Annotated in this window: 14 protein-coding genes and 1 tRNA gene; 10 read left to right on the top strand and 5 right to left on the bottom strand. The window is 71.8% G+C overall.

Translation table 11 applies throughout. The annotated features are described in order from the left end of the window. Window positions 1–119: 119 nt before the first annotated feature. Window positions 120–204: transfer RNA gene (locus ACZ562_RS11975), tRNA-Leu, on the bottom strand. Between the two features lie 209 nt (window positions 205–413). Here ACZ562_RS11975 and ACZ562_RS11970 point away from each other — a divergent pair. The 3 genes from ACZ562_RS11970 (at window position 414) to ACZ562_RS11960 (ending at window position 3,193) form a co-directional block, all read left to right on the top strand. Then, on the top strand, window positions 414–1,739 hold the full coding sequence (locus tag ACZ562_RS11970) for a M20/M25/M40 family metallo-hydrolase (protein ID WP_471176732.1): 1,326 nt from the start codon (window positions 414–416) through the stop codon (window positions 1,737–1,739). A 138-nt stretch (window positions 1,740–1,877) separates the two neighbouring features. Beyond that, window positions 1,878–2,111 (top strand): chaplin ChpH, encoded by a 234-nt coding sequence (chpH, locus tag ACZ562_RS11965; RefSeq protein ID WP_471176729.1) that lies wholly within the window; start codon window positions 1,878–1,880, stop codon window positions 2,109–2,111. Between the two features lie 245 nt (window positions 2,112–2,356). Beyond that, window positions 2,357–3,193: a chaplin gene (locus tag ACZ562_RS11960; protein ID WP_471176726.1), complete on the top strand. Its 837-nt coding sequence runs from the start codon at window positions 2,357–2,359 to the stop codon at window positions 3,191–3,193. 102 nt (window positions 3,194–3,295) lie between these two features. Here the strand turns inward: ACZ562_RS11960 and ACZ562_RS11955 are convergent, their stop codons facing one another. Next, entirely contained in the window at window positions 3,296–3,484 is a 189-nt protein-coding gene (locus ACZ562_RS11955) for a DUF5703 family protein (protein WP_005485166.1), read from the bottom strand. 47 nt (window positions 3,485–3,531) lie between these two features. Between ACZ562_RS11955 and ACZ562_RS11950 the strand changes: the two genes are divergently transcribed. Then, a complete protein-coding gene (locus tag ACZ562_RS11950) occupies window positions 3,532–4,278 on the top strand; it encodes a hypothetical protein (protein WP_471176723.1) in 747 nt (248 codons plus the stop codon). Between the two features lie 81 nt (window positions 4,279–4,359). On the opposite strand, the gene ACZ562_RS11945 is transcribed toward ACZ562_RS11950, so the two are convergent. After that, the gene (locus ACZ562_RS11945; protein WP_471176720.1) at window positions 4,360–6,621 is read right to left on the bottom strand and encodes a helix-hairpin-helix domain-containing protein; all 2,262 of its coding nucleotides are present in this window, start codon (window positions 6,619–6,621) and stop codon (window positions 4,360–4,362) included. Beyond that, complete coding sequence (locus ACZ562_RS11940; RefSeq protein ID WP_471176717.1) at window positions 6,618–7,601, bottom strand: aldo/keto reductase; 984 nt, start codon at window positions 7,599–7,601, stop codon at window positions 6,618–6,620. The genes ACZ562_RS11945 and ACZ562_RS11940 overlap by 4 nt, the downstream gene beginning before the upstream one ends. Before the next feature lie 198 nt (window positions 7,602–7,799). Between ACZ562_RS11940 and ACZ562_RS11935 the strand changes: the two genes are divergently transcribed. Both ACZ562_RS11935 and ACZ562_RS11930 read left to right on the top strand, forming a co-directional pair. After that, entirely contained in the window at window positions 7,800–8,855 is a 1,056-nt protein-coding gene (locus ACZ562_RS11935) for an LLM class F420-dependent oxidoreductase (RefSeq protein ID WP_471176714.1), read from the top strand. A 215-nt stretch (window positions 8,856–9,070) separates the two neighbouring features. Further along, window positions 9,071–9,859 carry a ferritin-like domain-containing protein gene (locus ACZ562_RS11930; RefSeq protein WP_471176711.1) on the top strand — a complete coding sequence of 263 codons (789 nt, stop codon included), beginning with the start codon at window positions 9,071–9,073 and terminating at the stop codon, window positions 9,857–9,859. A gap of 9 nt (window positions 9,860–9,868) precedes the next feature. On the opposite strand, the gene corA is transcribed toward ACZ562_RS11930, so the two are convergent. Further along, window positions 9,869–10,867, bottom strand: a complete 999-nt coding sequence (gene corA, locus ACZ562_RS11925; protein ID WP_471176708.1) for a magnesium/cobalt transporter CorA — start codon at window positions 10,865–10,867, stop codon at window positions 9,869–9,871. Window positions 10,868–10,929: 62 nt separating this feature from the next. On the opposite strand from corA, the gene ACZ562_RS11920 reads away from it, so the two are divergent. The 4 genes from ACZ562_RS11920 (at window position 10,930) to mshC (ending at window position 14,402) form a co-directional block, all read left to right on the top strand. Next, on the top strand, window positions 10,930–11,616 hold the full coding sequence (locus ACZ562_RS11920; protein WP_471176705.1) for a histidine phosphatase family protein: 687 nt from the start codon (window positions 10,930–10,932) through the stop codon (window positions 11,614–11,616). A gap of 114 nt (window positions 11,617–11,730) precedes the next feature. After that, window positions 11,731–12,321 (top strand): DUF3090 domain-containing protein, encoded by a 591-nt coding sequence (locus ACZ562_RS11915; protein ID WP_471176702.1) that lies wholly within the window; start codon window positions 11,731–11,733, stop codon window positions 12,319–12,321. Next, on the top strand, window positions 12,285–13,118 hold the full coding sequence (locus ACZ562_RS11910) for an SCO1664 family protein (protein WP_471176699.1): 834 nt from the start codon (window positions 12,285–12,287) through the stop codon (window positions 13,116–13,118). The genes ACZ562_RS11915 and ACZ562_RS11910 overlap by 37 nt, the downstream gene beginning before the upstream one ends. Window positions 13,119–13,172: 54 nt before the next feature. Further along, on the top strand, window positions 13,173–14,402 hold the full coding sequence (gene mshC / locus ACZ562_RS11905; protein ID WP_471176696.1) for a cysteine--1-D-myo-inosityl 2-amino-2-deoxy-alpha-D-glucopyranoside ligase: 1,230 nt from the start codon (window positions 13,173–13,175) through the stop codon (window positions 14,400–14,402). The last annotated feature ends 125 nt before the right edge of the window (window positions 14,403–14,527 follow it).

Raw genomic sequence — 14,527 nt, 5'->3', positions numbered from 1 at the left:
GGAGAGCGCGGGGTGCTGTGGAATCGGCGCTGACCTGGTGATCTTCGCACTGACGAGACATGCCCCACACAACGAGCGAGGGCCGCGACCCGGTGGCCGCGACCCTCGCTCATCTCGTGTGTCCGAGGGGGGACTTGAACCCCCACGCCCGATAAAGGGCACTAGCACCTCAAGCTAGCGCGTCTGCCATTCCGCCACCCGGACAAGGTGTCTGTCGTGCGGGGTCTCCCCGCGGCGACAGGGGAAACATTACCAGGCTTTCCCGGGTGGCCGATCACCCCCCGTCGCGTCCCCGCACCCCCTGCCCGCCCCCGCGTGAACGGCCTGTGACGGGCCGGGACCGGGCTTGGGATGCGGACGGGGGAGGGGGAGGATGAGGGGGACCACCAGCAGTGACAGTGGGAGGAAGCAGCGTGAGCGAGACGGACACAGCCAAGGACGTCACCGGTCAGGACGAGGTCGTCGACCTCTGCCGCGAGCTGATCCGGATCGACACCAGCAACTACGGTGACCACTCCGGTCCGGGCGAGCGCGCGGCGGCCGAGTACGTCGCCGAGAAGCTCGCCGAGGTGGGCCTCGACCCCCAGATCTTCGAGTCGCACCCGGGTCGCGCCTCCACCGTGGCCCGCATCGAGGGCGAGGACCCGTCCCGGCCCGCGCTGCTCATCCACGGCCACACCGACGTCGTACCGGCCAACGCCGCCGACTGGACCCACCACCCCTTCTCCGGCGAGATCGCGGACGGGTGCGTGTGGGGGCGTGGCGCCGTCGACATGAAGGACATGGACGCGATGACCCTCGCGGTCGTCCGGGACCGGCTGCGCAGCGGGCGCAGGCCGCCGCGCGACATCGTCCTCGCCTTCCTGGCGGACGAGGAAGCCGGCGGTACGTACGGGGCACGCCACCTCGTCGACAAGCACCGCGAGCTGTTCGACGGGGTCACCGAGGCGATCAGCGAGGTCGGCGGGTTCTCGTTCACCGTGAACGAGCAGCGGCGGCTCTATCTCATCCAGACGGCCGAGAAGGGCATGCACTGGATGAAGCTCACCGTGGCCGGCACCGCCGGGCACGGGTCGATGATCCACCGGGACAACGCGATCACCGAGCTGTCGGAGGCCGTCGCGCGGCTGGGGCGGCACAAGTTCCCGGTGCGGGTCACCAAGACGACCCGGGCCTTCCTCGACGAACTCGGCGACGCGCTCGGCACCGAGCTCGATCCGGAGAACATGGAGGGGACGCTCGCCAAGCTCGGCGGCATCGCCAAGCTCATCGGCGCGACCCTGAGCAATACCGCCAACCCCACGCAGCTGAACGCCGGTTACAAGGTGAACGTCATCCCGGGCGAGGCCACCGCGCACGTCGACGGGCGTTTCCTGCCCGGGTTCGAGGAGGAGTTCCTCGCCGACCTCGACCGGATTCTCGGGCCGGACGTGCGGCGCGAGGACGTGCATGCCGACAAGGCCGTCGAGACCACCTTCGACGGGACGCTCGTGGCGGCCATGCAGTCCGCGCTGCTCGCCGAGGACCCGGCCGCGAAGGCGATCCCGTACATGCTCTCCGGCGGCACGGACGCCAAGTCCTTCGACGACCTGGGCATCAGGGGCTTCGGCTTCGCGCCGCTGAAGCTGCCGCCGGAGCTGGACTTCGCGGGCATGTTCCACGGGGTCGACGAGCGGGTGCCGGTGGATGCGCTGCAGTTCGGCGTGCGCGTGCTCGACCGGTTCATCGACGCGTCCTGATTCCCGTATTCGGCCGCATGTGCGGAGTCGACTGAGAAGAGTGAATGCGACCATACGCTCGTAGCTCCAATACTCCATCCTCGTTACTGGTGATGTGATCCGCTGAACTTGGGATCGCATTGCCAACGAGGAGGAATAATGATCAAGAAGGTCGTCGCTGCTGCGGCTGCCACTGGTGGGCTGGTTCTCGCGGGCGCGGGCCTGGCCGTTGCCGACTCGGGTGCCCAGGGTGCCGCCGTGCACTCCCCGGGTGTCCTGTCCGGCAATGTCGTCCAGGTGCCCGTGCACGTCCCGGTGAACGTCTGCGGCAACACGGTCTCCGTGATCGGGCTGCTCAACCCCGCCTTCGGCAACACCTGCGTCAACCAGTGACGTTGTGCCCCGCCCCGTGAGGGCCTGAGCCCGTCGGCCCCGGAGCGCACGCCATTCGCTCCGGGGCCGACCGGCCTTTTGGGAACGTCGAGATGCCGCGAGGCATCGGGACGCAGGGACGTTGGGATTTCGGTTCCGCGATTCCGGGATTTCGTGATTTCCGAATTCTGTGATTCCGGGATTCTGTGATTCCGGGATTTCGCGATTTCGCGATTTCGGGACAAGTCGAAGGCAGGGATTCAGCAATGCGACAGGTCACCCGCAAGGGCCTGATGACCGTGGCGGCCGCGACCGGTGTGCTCGCCGCGGCGGGCGGTGCCGCCCACGCCGACTCGGTTGCGAGCGGCTCCAGTTCGAACTCGCCCGGCGTGCTGTCCGGCAACACGGTGCAGGTGCCCGTGCACGTGCCGGTGAACGTCTGCGGCAACACGGTGAACGTCGTCGGGCTCCTGAACCCGGCGGTGGGCAACAAGTGCGCCAACAAGGGCGACTCCGGCGGAAACGGCGGAGCGCAGGCGGGAGGGGGCACCGCCCAGTCGCCCGGTGTCGGCTCGGGCAATCACGTCCAGGTGCCGGTCCACGCGCCGGTGAACGTCTGCGGCAACAGCGTTGACGTCATCGGGGGCGGCAACGCCACCACGGGCAACCACTGCACGAACGAGGGCGGTTCCGGCGGCGGGAACACTCCGCCGGGACAACCAGGCAGTCCCGGGCAGCCGGGCAACCCCGGTAACCCCGGTAACCCCGGTAACCCCGGTAACCCCGGTAACCCCGGTAACCCCGGTAACCCCGGTAACCCCGGTAACCCCGGTAACCCCGGAAACCCTGGCAATCCGGGAAATCCCGGTAGTCCGGAACAGCCCGGTCAGCCCGGTCAGCCCGGCTCCCCGAGCACGCCGCCCGCCGCAGGCGGTCAGACTCCGGGCGGCTCCGCGAACGTCAACCAGCCGGGCCCCCGGGGCGCCGCCGCTCAGCTCGCGCACACCGGCAGCGACCTGCCGATGGGTCTCGTCCTGCCGGTCGGCGCCGGGGCGCTCCTGGCGGGCACGGTGCTGTACCGCAAGGCGCGCGCATCGGCGTAGCGCCGTACGTGCCGGCTCGCACCACCGCGCGCCTTCCCGGCGGTGCGCGCAGCGGAGCGGGCCCCGCGTCGGCGGGGTCCGCTCCGTTTCCGTCGCCTCAGCTCACCACGTGGCGCGCACCTGGCGGATGATCCGCCGGCGCAACCGCACCCTGCGGCTGCCGTCGCGCAGCAGGCTCAGGCGGTCCAACTCCCAGTGTCCGTACTCGGCATGGTCCGTCAGCAGACGTGTGGCGTCCTTGCGGGAGACACCGCGCGGTACGTACACGTCGACAAATTCGTATTCCGGCATCGCATCTATTGTGCGGGCTGGGGCCCGGTACGGATAGCGTCTGCACTATGTCTGATGCTGCGCAGCCCACCGCTGCCGAGGTACGCGCCGCCGCCGAGGCGGTCAAGACCGCGCTCGACCGCCACCTGGCCGCGGTCGAACGCAGGTCCGGGGAGGACGACACGGCCGTCTACGAGGCGTTCAACGAGCTGGCCGCAGCCGCCGAGACCTACGACGAGCTGCTCTACGACCGCTACGACGAGGTCACGCCCTTCGAGATCCCTGGTGGGGACGAATCGCTGCCGCCGTACTCGGGCCCCGACGAACCGAACGCGCTGAGCGTGCTGATTCGCCGCGACTACGCCGTGGCGGAGCCGCAGCGGCTGATGGCGCAGGCCGAGCGGGTCGAGGCGGTGGAGGACGAGGACCCGGGCACGCAGTCCGCAGCCACGGTGCACGGGGCGCTGGGCATCCTCTTCGGCGAGTTCGAGCCGGACGAGATCGCTTCCCGGCACAAGGAGTTCGGGCTGGAGGAGGGCGACTCCACGCTCTGGGTGACGGCCGCGGACGAACCGCCCGAACCAGGCGAATGGCTGGACGCGCCGTTCGAGCAGATCGACCCGCAGCGGGTGGTCTGCCGCTTCGACGTCAGCGCGGTGTTCGACGACGAGCTCGACGACGAGGATCTCGTGGCCGAGGACGCCGAGGACGCCGAGGACACGGGGGATGCCGAGGACACGGAGGACGCCGAGGACGCCGAGGACACGGACGAGGACCTTGAGGACGACCTGGAACGGCTGGACGCGGATCGCTGAGCCGGCACGCGGACAGGTACGACGGCGGCGGCGAGGGGGACGACCCCGTGCCGCCGCCGTCGCGGGTTCGGCCCGCCGCCTTCAGCCCGCCGCAGGAACCTGCGTGCCGAGGAGGACCGGCAGCCGGGTCGTGCGCGGCTTCGCCGGGACCTCGGCCACGGCCCGTGGCAGAGCCTGCTCCACGCCGTGGACCACGGACAGATGGCGGTCCGCCCGCCCGAACGCCGTGTAGACCCATGGACGGCTGAGGGACGGCACGGCGTCGCCGGGCAGCACCACGACTGCCGCGGGCCACCGGCACCCCACCGCCTGGTGCGCGGTCAGTGCCCAGCCGTGCCGCACGGACTGCTCCACCCGATCCTTCGCTACGACGACGCTCTCGCCCGCGCACGACAGGTGCAGCCCGTCGGCGTCGGCCTTCACCACGCGGCCCGGCACCGTACGGCCCGGTGCGGGCGAGTAGGCGATGCGGTCGCCGGGGTCGAAGCCGCCGAAACGGCCGGGGCCCGGGTTGAGCCGCTCCTTGAGCGCCGCGTTCAGCGCGCGGGTGCCGGCCGCGCCGCCATGGCCCGGGGTGATCACCTGGGTCTCCTCGGCCGGGACGCCGATCGCGCGCGGCACCGAGTCGGCGACCAGCTGCACGGTCCGGTGCACGGCCTCGCCCGCGTCCCGCACCGGCACGATCACGACCTCCTTGCCCGGGGCCTCGACCTGGTTCAGCTCGCCGATGCCGATGCCGGAGACCAGCTCGCCCAGCGGGCCGGGGTCCGGCCGCCGCGAGGCGATCTGCGGGCAGACCCGCGCGGCCAGCAGGTCCGCGAAGACCCGGCCCGGGCCCGCGGACCACAGCACCGCCGGGTCGCCGCTCAGCACCAGCCGGGCGCCGTCCGGCAGCGACTCCGAGACCAGCGCCGCCGTCCCGACGTCCAGCTGGGGCGCGTCGAGCACGACGAGGAGGTCGAGGTCCAGCGCACCGTCCGCGTCCCGGCCCGGCCCTTCGACGCCGGACAGGAGCCCGGCAACGGTGGCGACACCGGGGAGGGTCGACGCGGGATCTTCCGGAGTGCCGGCTCCCTCGGGCAGGGGGCCGTTCTCCGCGTCGGTCCGTGTGGCGAGAGCCGCGAAGCGGGAGCGGCCGAGCGGGGTGTGGGCGGCCGCCCAGGCGCGCAGCCCGAGCCGGTGTGCCGCGCGCAGCAGCGCGGCCGGTTCGGCCAGAGAGGCGTCACCACCGGTGTGGAGGACCAGGCCGTGGCCCGCGACCGCGCGGATCAGCTCACCGGCAGACCCCTTGGCGGAGGCCGCGGCGCCCTCCCAGTCCGCGGCCGAACCGTCTTCCTTCGGCACCGAGTTGATCAGCCGGGCCAGGCCGTCGGCGAGGCTCTCCTCCGCGAGGGCGTACCGCTCCAGGCCGACGAGGACGCGGACCGGGCGCTCGTCGTCCCCATCGGCGCCGTCCGCCTCGTCGTCCCGCCGGGCCGGAACCCCGGGCTGGTCCAGGGCGTCCTGGAAGACCAGGGCCTCGCCCTCCGCGATCGTGTCCTGCAGGGCCGCGTCCGGGTCCGGTACGGTCTGCCGGCCCAGCGCGGCGATGAGCGCGGGCAGCTCCAGGGCGGTGTGCCCGGCCAGGGCCGCCTGCTCCAGGAGCCAGAGCGTGACCGCCCGGCCCCGCCGCTCGTCGCCCGGGCCGCACTCGGTGCCGAGCAGGGCCCGCGCGAAGCCGTCGGCCTGCTCCGGCCGTACGCCGGTGACCCGCAGCAACTGCCAGGGGTCCGCCCGCAGCCGCTCGTCCGCTGCCTCTCCCAAAACCGCGGCGACCTGCGCCGCGAGCGTGTCCGGCGCGCCGCCGTCGGCCAGTACGCGACGTACGGCCCCCATTGTCTCCGGCGCGGGGGCCGCGGGTGCGGCGGCGGCCTCCGCCGACACGGGCTGCGGCCGCGGCTCGGGACCGGGACGACGCGGTGCCGGTGCGGGCTCGCGGAAGGCGGTGGCGACGGGCTGTGCGCCGCTCTCCACGGCCCGTACGGCTGCGAGCAGGTCGGCGGCCTTGCCGCTGAGCTTGCCCCCGCTCTCCACGGGCCCCTGCTTCTCGGCCTTCCGCCGCTCGATCCGCTCCCGCTCCGCCCGCTGGGCGGCCAGTTCGGCCTCGGCCTCGGACAACTGCGCCGCGGCGTCGCCCTCCCCGCTCCCCGCGGCTCCCGTCGCCTTGTCCCCTGCCGCCACCTCGTCCCGCGCGGCCCGGCTGGCGGCGGCCGTGGGCTCCGGCGCGCCGCCCTCCGCCGCGGCGTCCGGCGTCGTCGGCTCGGCGTCCTCGGCGCCCTCAGCGGGCTCCGGCTCGGTGCTCACAGCGTGCTCCAGTCGTGATCGGGATAGCGGTGCAGGGGCGCCGACACATCATCGAGCGCCCGGCAGATCTCGTCAGGAAGACTAAGGGCCTCCACTGACAATGCCGCCGTGAGCTGCTGAGCGTTGCGCGCGCCGACGATCGGCGCGGCCACGCCGGGCCGGTCGCGGACCCAGGCGAGGGCCACCTGGAGGGGCGTCACCGCGAGCCCGTCGGCCGCCGTCGTAACGGCGCCCACGATGCGGTCCGCCGTGTCGTCGAGGTACGGCTCGACGAAGGGCGCCATGTGTTCCGAACCGCCCCGCGAGTCGGGCGGCGTCGAGTTGCGGTACTTGCCTGTGAGGACCCCGCGGCCGAGCGGCGAGGAGGGCAGCAGGCCGATCCCGAGGTCCAGGGCGGCCGGCAGCACCTCCCGCTCCACGCCGCGCTGGAGCAGCGAGTACTCCAGCTGCGTGCTCGCGAGGCGCGTCCGCGTGCCCGGGGCCGCGAGCTGCCAGGTCGCCGCCTTGGCGAGCTGCCAGCCGCAGAAGTTGGAGACACCGGCGTATCGGGCGCGGCCGCTGCTGACCGCGAGGTCGAGCGCCTGGAGGGTCTCCTCCAAAGGGGTGTGCGGGTCGAAGGCGTGGACGTGCCAGACGTCGACGTAGTCCGTGCCGAGGCGGGTGAGCGAGGCGTCCAGCGCGGAGAGCAGGTGCCCGCGGGAGCCGTCGAAGCGGCGGTCCGGGTCCGGCACGCTGCCGGCCTTCGTCGAGATGACCAGGTCCCGGCGGGGTACGAGGCCCTCTATGAGGCGTCCGAGCAGGTATTCGGCCTCCCCGTCGCCGTACACGTCCGCGGTGTCGACGAGGGAGCCGCCGGCCTCCCAGAACGTCTTCAAGAGGTCCGCGGCGTCGTGCTCGTCCGTGTCCCGGCCCCAGGTGAGGGTGCCGAGTCCGATGCGGGACACGCGCAGGCCGGTGCGGCCGAGATGCCTCTGCTCCATGAACGCCGAGATTACTGGCCAGAACCTGCCGTGTGGGGGCCTGTGGATAACCAGTTTTCCGGGCCGTGACCGGTGTTGACGCCGGGTTCGGTCGCGCCGTGCCGTCCGCCACTGTGCGGGGCGTGGCCGCCCACGGCCAAGGCTGTCGCGCTACTGTCTCCGGAACAGCGACGTTACTGATCGGTAAGGGGTGTCGGCATGCAGCTCGGGATCAACCTCGGCTACTGGGGTGCCGGAATGGACGCGGACAATCTCGCCGTGGCGCAGGAGGCCGACCGGCTCGGGTACGCCGTCTGCTGGGCCGCCGAGGCCTACGGCTCCGACGCGGCCACCGTGCTCACCTGGGTCGCCGCCCAGACCGAGCGCATCGACGTCGGCTCGGCCATCTTCCAGATCCCGGCCCGCCAGCCCGCGATGACCGCGATGACCGCCGCGACCCTCGACTCGCTCTCCGGCGGCCGCTTCCGGCTAGGCCTCGGAGTCTCCGGTCCGCAGGTCTCCGAGGGCTGGTACGGCGTCAAGTTCGACAAGCCGCTCGCCCGCACCCGCGAGTACGTCGAGATCGTCCGCAAGGCCATGACACGGGAGCGGCTGTCGTACGACGGAGAGCACTGGACGCTGCCGCTGCCCGGCGGCCCGGGCAAGCCGATCAAGCTGACCGTGCACCCGGAGCGCGAGCACATCCCGCTGTACATCGCCGCCATCGGACCGAAGAACCTGGAGCAGACCGGCGAGATCGCGGACGGGGCCCTGCTCATCTTCCCCTCCGCCGGCCACTTGGAGGACACCGCGATCAAGTACCTGCGCGCAGGACGAGAAAAGGCGGGCAAGACCCTCGACGGCTTCGACGTGTGCCCGACGCTGCCCCTGGCCGTCGGCGACGACAAGGACGTGGCCGCGCTCGCCGACGCCTTCCGCCCCTACACCGCGCTGTACGTCGGCGGGATGGGCAGCCGCAAGCAGAACTTCTACAACCAGCTCGCCCAGCGCATGGGGTACGAGAAGGAGGCCGCCGAGATCCAGGACAAGTACCTGGCCGGTGACAAGCAGGGCGCCGCGGCCGCCGTACCCCACGACCTGATCGACAAGACCGCGCTGCTCGGTTCCGTCGACCGGATCGCGGAGCGGATGAACGCCTACGCAGAGGCCGGGGTGACCACCCTGACCCTCGCCCCCGCGGGCTTCACGCTCGACGAGCGGATCGCCTCTCTGCGGGCCGGCACCGAAGCCATGGAGCGCGCCGGGCTGGCGTGAGTTTTCTGCGGCCGTGGTGGGGGCTCGGGGGTCTTCCCCGCCACGGCCGTCACGCAGAACAACGCGCCGGAGCCCGCTCGGTTACGCCCCCGTCGTGACCCCAGCGGTCCTCCTTTCGGCGGAGTTGTCCGACACAGCTGTTGCAGCACCCCTGGCGCCGCATTTGACTCGTTCTTTGCGGGAATCCCGCGGAATGCTGCGGAGAGGTGTCCACGATGCTTTCGGCCAAGAGTCTGTTCCAGGAGATCCTCGGCGAAGACGAGTCCTTCCGGCTGTTCTGCTCCATCGCCGCCAGCGGGGAGTCGCAGGGAGGCTGGGAGAACGCCCGGATCGCCGCGCTGGTCCCGGAGAGCGAACGCGCACTCGCCTCCAAGATCACCCGGCACGGCGCCGACGAGGACAAACACGGGCGGATCTTCAACGCCCTGCTGAGGAAGCGCGGCCTCGAACCCGTACCCGTCCCGCCGGAGACCGACTACACGATGCTCCTGGAGCGGCACGGCATCGGCCTCGCCCACGAGAAGCTCAAGCGTGACGAGCCGCTGAGCGTGCAGGACATCGTCACCTACCTCGCCCACAGCCGGGTCACCGAGCAGCGCGCCTCCGAGCAGATGGAGTTGCTGCGCAAGCACTTCGCCGACCACCCCGACATCGGCCGCGCGGTGAAGATGATCTCGAACGACGAGGACAACCACCTCGCCTACTGCCACGAGGAGCTGCTGCGCTTCGCGTACGCCGGTCACGGCCGCGCCATCCAGCGCACGCTGCGCGAGAGCGCGCTGGCGGAGATCCGCATCTACCGCGACGTCAGCCTCGCCGTCATGGCCCACATGGGACGCATCCTCGGCTGGCCGAGGGCGAAGTCGGCGGTGCTCGCGGCAGGCATCCACGCCGTGTACGCCTACGAGCGGTTCGCGGGCTGGCGCCGGATGGCGACCCTGAAGATGCCGGAGCGCCGCGACGCGCTCGGCGGACCCGCCACCACGGCCCCCGAGTTCGCCTGAGAGGCGTGCCTACAGCCAGCCCCTGCGCTTGAACGTCCGGTACAGCACGACCTCCAGGACGGCCATCAGCGCGATGAGCGCCGGATACGACCACACCCAGTGCAGCTCCGGCATGTGGTCGAAGTTCATGCCGTAGATCCCCGCCAGCATCGTGGGGATCGCGGCCATGGCCGCCCACGCGGAGATCTTCCGCATGTCGTCGTTCTGCCGGACGCTCATCTGCGCGAGGTGCGCCGAGAGGATGTCGGAGACCAGCCGGTCCAGGCCCTCCACCGACTCGTTCACGCGCGTGAGGTGGTCGTTCACGTCACGGAAGAAGGGCTGCGCCTCGTCGTGGACGAAGGGCACGCCCGCGCCGAACATGCCCGTGCCCGCGAGTCGGGACAGTGGCTGCGTCAGCGGGCCCGTGGCCCTGCGGAACTCCAGGAGCTGCCGCTTGAAGGCGTAGATGCGGGACGCCATGTGCCGTGAGGCGCCGCCGGTCGGCGAGAACACCTCCGCCTCCAGCTCCTCCAGGTCGGTTCCCAGCTCGCCGGCCACGTCCAGGTAGTGGTCGACCACCGCGTCGGCGATCGAGTACAGCACCGCCGTGGGACCGTGCCGGAGTATCTCCGGCTCATGCTCCAGACGGCGCCGTACGGCGCCGAGGGGCGCTTCCTCGCCGTGCCGGACGGTCACCACGAACGAGTCGCCGACGAAGACCATGACCTCGCCGGAGGAGACGATGTCGCTCTCGGGGTCGTAGGCCACTGGCTTGAGGACCATGAACAGCGAGTCGTCGTACACCTCGAGCTTCGGGCGCTGATGCGCGTTGAGGGCGTCCTCGACGGCCAGCGGGTGCAGCCCGAACTCCTCCGTGACCCGGTCGAACTCCTTCTCCGTGGGCTCGTACAGACCGATCCAGACGAACGCGTCACCTTCGAGGCGGCACATCGCCAGGGCGTCGGAGAGGTCCTCGGGCCCCTCCACCCGGCGGCCCTCGCGGTAGATGGCGCAGTCGACGATCACGGAGCGTATTCTCCCGCTCTCCAGCCGCGGACGCACCCCCGTGGAGGCCTACCCTGGGCCGCATGCCCACGCTGATCCTCGTCCGGCACGGACGATCCACCGCCAACACCGAGGGACTGCTCGCCGGGTGGACACCCGGCGTCGCCCTCGACGAGCGCGGCGCCGCGCAGGCCGCAGCGCTGCCCGGGCGGCTCGCCGAGCTGCCGGTCTCCGAGATCGTCACCAGCCCCCTGCAGCGCTGCCAGGAGACCGTCCGGCCGCTCCTGGAGGCCCGGCCCGGACTGCGCGCGCACACCGACGAGCGGATCGGGGAGTGCCACTACGGCGACTGGTCCGGCCGCAAGCTCGCCGAGCTCAAGGACGAGCCCCTGATGGAGGTCGTGCAGGCACACCCGTCGGCGGCCGCGTTCCCCGGCGGCGAGTCGATGCGGGCGATGCAGACGCGGGCGGCCGAAGCGGTGCGCGACTGGAACGCGCGCGTGGAGCGCGAGCACGGAGCCGACGCCGTCTACCTCATGTGTTCGCACGGCGACATCATCAAGTCGCTCGTCGCCGAGGCACTCGGACTTCATCTCGACCTCTTCCAGCGGATTTCCGTTGAACCGTGTTCCATCACCGCCATCCGTTACACACGCCTGAGGCCGTTTCTCGTCCGCCTCGGCGACACAGGGGACTTCGCGTCCCTCGCGCCGCGCGAGGAACCTCCGGCCGACGACGCCCCGGTGGGGGGCGGTGCGGGCGCACCGTGATCGTCGGGCGCAGTAGGGTGAAGCGGTCGCAGTAGCGCCGTACTTGCCTGCACAGACGCAGCGGGTGCGGCCCGCCGGTCCCATGCCGATCCACGATTCCAATGGAGACAGGACGTGTCCCGTCAGGTGTTCCTCTACGACCCCCCGGACCGTTTCGTGGCCGGTACGGTCGGACTGCCCGGACGCCGTACGTTCTTCCTCCAGGCCACCGCCGGCTCCCGGTCGACCAGCGTGGCCCTGGAGAAGACCCAGGTCGCCGCCCTCGCCGAGCGCATGGACGAACTCCTCGACGAGGTCGTACGCCGCAGCGGCGGCAACGCCGCCGTCCCCGCCGTGGCGCCCACCGAGGTCGCCGACACGGCTCCCCTGGAGACCCCCGTGGAGGAGGAGTTCCGGGTCGGCACCATGGCCCTCGCCTGGGACGGCGAGGAGCAGCGCATGATCGTCGAGGCGCAGGCCCTCGTGGAGCTCGACGCTGACTCCGAGGAGGACCTGGCCGAGGCGGAGGAGCGGCTCCTCCAGGACGAGGAGAACGGCCCCCCGATGCTGCGGGTCCGGCTCACCGGCGCGCAGGCGAGGGCCTTCGCCAAACGCGCCCTCGACGTCGTCAACGCCGGGCGGCCGCCGTGCCCGCTGTGCAGCCTCCCGCTCGATCCGGAAGGACACGTATGTCCGCGCCAGAACGGATACCGCCGCGGAGCGTGACGTCCGGTCCGCTGCCCCCCGCCGAACTGCTCGCCGAGGGCGAGCTGACCGTGCGCGGCCGTATCCGCGAGGCGTCCAACGCGGCGCTGTACTGCACGGTGAGCCGCGACGGCCAGGAGGCGGCCTGCATCTACAAGCCGGTCGCCGGGGAGCGGCCCCTGTGGGACTTCCCCGACGGGACACTCGCCCAGCGCGAGGTCGCCGCCTACGCGGTCTCCGAGGCGACCGGCTGGGGGCTCGTCCCGCCCACCGTGCTGCGGGAGGGGCCGTACGGCGAGGGTATGTGCCAGCTGTGGATCGAGGTGACGCCCGCGGCGGACCTGCTCGCCCTGGTGGACCGGGAGGAGCCCGGACCCGGCTGGAAGGCGGTCGGCTTCGCCGAGGTCGGTGACGGCGAGACGGCGCTCCTGGTGCACGCCGACGACGAACGGCTGCGCCGGCTCGCCGTGCTCGACGCCGTGATCAACAACGCGGACCGCAAGGGCGGCCACCTGCTGCCCGCCGCCGGGGGCCGCTTGTACGGCATCGACCACGGGGTCACCTTCAACGCCGAGAACAAGCTCCGCACTCTGCTGTGGGGCTGGGCGGGGGAGCCCCTGACGGGGGAGGCGGTCGAGGTGCTCAAAGGCCTCAAGGAGACCCTCGGTGCGTCGGATGCCCTCGCCGGGCGGCTGGCCGGACTGATCACGGGAACCGAACTCGACGCCACACGCGCGCGTGTGGACGCCCTGCTCACCTCCGGCAGACACCCGGAACCCAGCGGTGAGTGGCCGGCGATTCCCTGGCCGCCGGTGTAGGCGCCCGCCAGGTGCGGTTCGTATGCGGAACATCCGTCCGGTTAGGCTCATGACATGCATGCCTGGCCCGCTTCCGAGGTCCCCGCCCTGCCTGGTCAGGGTCGCGACCTGAGGATCCACGACACCGCGACCGGTGGTCTGGTCACCCTCGACCCCGGTCCCGTCGCCCGTATCTACGTCTGCGGCATCACCCCGTACGACGCGACCCATCTGGGTCACGCGGCGACCTACAACGCGTTCGACCTCGTGCAGCGCGTGTGGCTCGACACCAAGCGGCAGGTTCACTACGTCCAGAACGTGACCGACGTCGACGACCCGCTGCTCGAGCGGGCGGAGCGCGACGGCGTCGACTGGGTGGCGCTCGCCGAGAAGGAGACCGCCCTCTTCCGCGAGGACATGACGGCCCTGCGGATGCTGCCCCCGCGGCACTACATCGGTGCGGTCGAGGCCATACCCGGCATCGTGCCACTGGTGGAGCGGCTGCGGGAGGCGGGCGCCGCCTACGAGCTCGAAGGGGACATCTACTTCTCCGTCGAGTCCGACCCGGACTTCGGCAAGGTGTCCAACCTGGACGCCACCGCGATGCGCCTGCTGTCCGCCGAGCGCGGGGGCGACCCGGACCGCCCGGGCAAGAAGAACCCGCTCGACCCGATGCTGTGGATGGCCGCCCGCGAGGGCGAGCCCAGCTGGGACGGAGGATCGCTCGGACCCGGCCGGCCCGGCTGGCACATCGAGTGCGTCGCCATCGCCCTCGACCACTTCGGCATGGGCTTCGACGTCCAGGGCGGCGGCTCCGACCTCGCCTTCCCGCACCACGAGATGGGCGCCTCCCACGCCCAGGTGCTCACCGGCGAGTTCCCCATGGCCAAGGCGTACGTGCACGCCGGCATGGTGGCCCTCCACGGCGAGAAGATGTCCAAGTCCAAGGGCAATCTCGTCTTCGTGTCGAAGCTGCGCCGGGACGGCGTCGACCCCGCCGCCATCCGGCTCGCGCTGCTCTCCCACCACTACCGGGCCGACTGGGAGTGGACCGACCAGGTCCTTCAGGACGCCGTCGCCCGCCTCGGACGCTGGCGCGCCGCCGTGTCCCGGCCCGACGGCCCGCCTGCCGAGGCTCTCGTCGATGAGATCCGCGAGGCCCTCGCCGCCGACCTGGACGCGCCGGCCGCGCTGGCCGCCGTGGACCGCTGGGCGGCGCTCCAGGACGAGCGGGGCGGTACGGACGAAGGCGCCCCCGGCGTGGTGTCCCGGGCGGTTGACGCGCTGCTGGGCGTGGCCCTGTAGTCATCACCTCGGGCACGAGAGGGACGCCGAGAGGGGGGGGGGGGGTGGGGGGGGGGGGGGGGGGGGGGGGGGAGGGAGGAGGGGGGGGGGAGGGGGAGGGGTGCCAGTCCTCTCCCCTCCCCTTC

It is taken from the genome of Streptomyces sp. NPDC040410 (assembly GCF_055595715.1).
The sequence above is the reverse complement of the archived record's forward strand: the minus strand, read 5'-3'. Positions and strand labels throughout refer to the sequence as shown.